Source organism: Edaphobacter aggregans DSM 19364, assembly GCF_000745965.1.
In the GTDB taxonomy this organism is placed as follows: domain Bacteria; phylum Acidobacteriota; class Terriglobia; order Terriglobales; family Acidobacteriaceae; genus Edaphobacter; species Edaphobacter aggregans.
In genome coordinates, this window is record NZ_JQKI01000279.1 from 1 (window position 1) to 2,960 (window position 2,960).

A 2,960-nucleotide genomic window follows, 5' to 3' on the forward strand; every position below is an offset into this window, starting at 1 on the left:
CACTCCCAGCCGTTCTGGATTATGACTCGGAACCTAAGCGATTTTCATAGAATTTCGCGGGCCGAAGGCCCTACTCAACTTACATGGATGCCCGTCACTCGCCGGTATTCGGCTCGCTGAGAGTTTCCTCTCCAGACTTGTGAAAGACACACTTGTTGTATGTTTCTCGGGGCGTGGCAACATTGAGGGAAATGGTTACCGGCCAAGTTGCGCGATGGCTGCGCGTAATGTGGCGCTAGAGATGTGAAGCAGTCCCACATAGGGAGAGTACATTTCCATGATCAAGAGGATCGCGCTCGCAACCGCCAGCGCGGCGGCGAAATAGCTGGCGGTGACGGTCAGGTTGGCAGGCGCCAGGAGGCCGAAGCTGATGAAGACCGTGGTGAGCCACAGAATGAGCACGATCAGCAACGGCACCGAGATCGGTTCGGTTGTTTGTTCGTACATCAACCAGCGCGTTTGTCCGATACCCAGCAGGATCGTCAATGCCTGGGCCTTGAGCGAGCGCTCTGTTTCGTCCCTGGGCGTGAGTGCCTGTACCTTGTCGTAGAGAACTTCGCCGCCAGCCGCTGGCGATTCCAACCGCGAATGGCCAGTACTGTCTTTCGACCATGTCTGATCGAGAATGCGAGTCGCGACGTTGCGCAGAAGATCGCGCGCTTCCTTTGTCTCCGTCCCGTAATGGGCCAGGACGCGGTCCAGCAGGGCGATCTTGCTGGACAGATCTGTCATTTCGTTGCGTTGTTGGTCGTAGGCAGACTTGGCGGAAGCAACCAGAAGGCCCAGGACAAGCGCTGCCATGGTCGCGACTAAGCTCATCCCCACTTTTACAGCATCCTTCGTCTCAGCACTCCGGTGGTGCTCAGGTAGCACGGTACGAAGAGCGAGGCCCAGCAGCGAGCCTCCAAAAACGCACACAAAAGCGATCGAGCTGACTTCCAGGGAACTCATGATCGGAGGCTCCTTGGCGGGGCCGGGGCACTTATAGGGGAAGTGTATGAATGACGTATCCCCTCCTGCAAGAAGAAACGCATTTGTATCGACCTGACCCGTTCAACTGCTGAGAGGTCGGCAAACAGGAAATCATTCCGCCGACCGACGCTTCAATATTGGCATCTCAGTTCCCGCAAACGGGGTTAGCGGAAAGTTGGACCTCGAAGTTGCCGATAACGAGACTTCACAGGCATTTCAGGGTTACTTCCGGGTTGCCGGTGAGAACGAAGCCGCAGGCGCCGTGGTCGCTCCGGTTGTGGCTGGCGAGTAGTTTTTGGGCCGGGATAGGGTGTGAGTCACAGGAGGTAAGCCGCTGTGACCCACCTTCGCAAGATAATGCTCGAAGAGCTCGAGCGTCGTGACTATTCCGCTAGGACGATCCGCTACTATGTGCGCTTCGTCGAGCGGTTCGCACAACACTTTGGCAAGTCACCCGACAAGCTTGGCTTGGAACATGTTCGCAGCTACCAGAGCTATCTACTAACGCAACGAAGACTATCTCCAGGATCGGTCGAGCACCATATCTCGGCGCTGCGATTCCTGGGAAAGGGGAGAAACTGGCGGAATTCGTGCCGGTGCAGGGTGTGCACGAAGAAGAATCCGGACATAACCCCGATTTTGAGTTTCGGTCGCGCATTGCTGAAGGCCACTGTGCAACGCTCCTGATGACGGTGAACCAGCTGACCCTGCATCGTTTATCTTGGCTTAGACAGGATTCACCATGATTGGAGCGCGTCGCACCTGGCTAGTGTGTGCGATATGTGCTTGAAAGTGGTTCTTGATCCCATTACCGAGACAGAGGTATGCATCCGAATCAATCGAAGCTCGAAAGTCGGGTTCATCGCGCTGCGGAAGCGGCTTTGTCTCGTCAACAATACGTCAGCGCAATCGACGTGCTCTGTGGAATGGGCCTATTGGCGTCTGCGCAGGTAGACTCCTGGCGGAAAGGGCGAGTCGATTTCCTGGAACGGGTGATTCAAGGGAATCTCAAGAAAATTTCCTCGTCCATAGCGATATTTCGCCGCTGGGCAAGGGATAAGGGACTTAAACCCAGCGAAACCCAATACATGCGCCATTCTCGGACCGGGACCGTGGTCTTGCAATTTTCCAAGAGTGGAGACCCGGGGATTGAGAAGAGCTACCGCACGCATTTTGTATCGCCGGAGCTCTCCGAAAAGAAAGAGCAGCGCCTTCAAGAGAAGCTCAACCAGTCTCCGAAGCCCGTTGTATTCCAGAACCTGCGCGAGGCCCATTGTTCGGAGTGCGGCGCGGAGATTGAGCAGGGTTCTTTTCTTTCTATGGAACTGGAGCAGCCGCTCTGCCTTCAGTGTGCGCGTCTCGACGATCTCGAGTTTCTTCCATCGGGCGACGCTGCATTGACGCGGCGCGCTTCTAAGTACAGTGGAAGAGTCGCCGTAGTCGTTCGCTTCAGCCGGTCACGGGGGCGTTACGAGAGGAAGGGCATCCTCGTCGAAACGTCCGGCCTCGAGAAGGCTGAGCGAGAATGCCTGGAGGACGCCGACGAACGCGCCGTGGCGCGGGCACGTGGAGCCGAGCGGCGACAAAAACAGGATGTCGAATTGGCCGCTCAAATGATCAAGCAGATTGCGATATTGTTCCCCGGATGTCCGGCAAGCGAGGTTGCGGACATCGCCGAGCACACCGCCCGAAGGGAAAGCGGCCGGGTGGGTCGCACAGAAGCTGGCAGGAATCTCGAGGAAAGTGCCCTGACTTTAGCGGTTGTTGCTGCAATTCGCCACAAACACACCCGGTATGACGAGTTATTGGCTAGTGGAGTGGATCGTGTTACCGCCCGCCAACGGATTGCAGTCATGGTCGAAGAGATTCTGGCGAGGTGGCGAATACGGGATTGCGGTAAGAACACGCATTGAAGGGCCGGTCCAGGCGAATTTACCGAAAAACTTTTCAGGCGCTACTAAATAAATCGTCGTTGCACTACCTGCGTG

General features: G+C 56.3%; 3 protein-coding genes. 2 read left to right on the forward strand and 1 reads right to left on the reverse strand.

From position 1 onward, the window contains the following. Positions 1-195 precede the first annotated feature (195 nt). On the reverse strand, positions 196-951 hold the full coding sequence (locus Q363_RS31110) for a bestrophin-like domain (RefSeq protein WP_035358545.1): 756 nt from the start codon (positions 949-951) through the stop codon (positions 196-198). A gap of 357 nt (positions 952-1,308) precedes the next feature. On the opposite strand from Q363_RS31110, the gene Q363_RS31115 reads away from it, so the two are divergent. Next, positions 1,309-1,659 (forward strand): site-specific integrase, encoded by a 351-nt coding sequence (locus Q363_RS31115; RefSeq protein WP_157468032.1) that lies wholly within the window; start codon positions 1,309-1,311, stop codon positions 1,657-1,659. Between the two features lie 137 nt (positions 1,660-1,796). Beyond that, positions 1,797-2,885 (forward strand): DUF2293 domain-containing protein, encoded by a 1,089-nt coding sequence (locus tag Q363_RS31120; RefSeq protein ID WP_035358550.1) that lies wholly within the window; start codon positions 1,797-1,799, stop codon positions 2,883-2,885. The last annotated feature ends 75 nt before the right edge of the window (positions 2,886-2,960 follow it).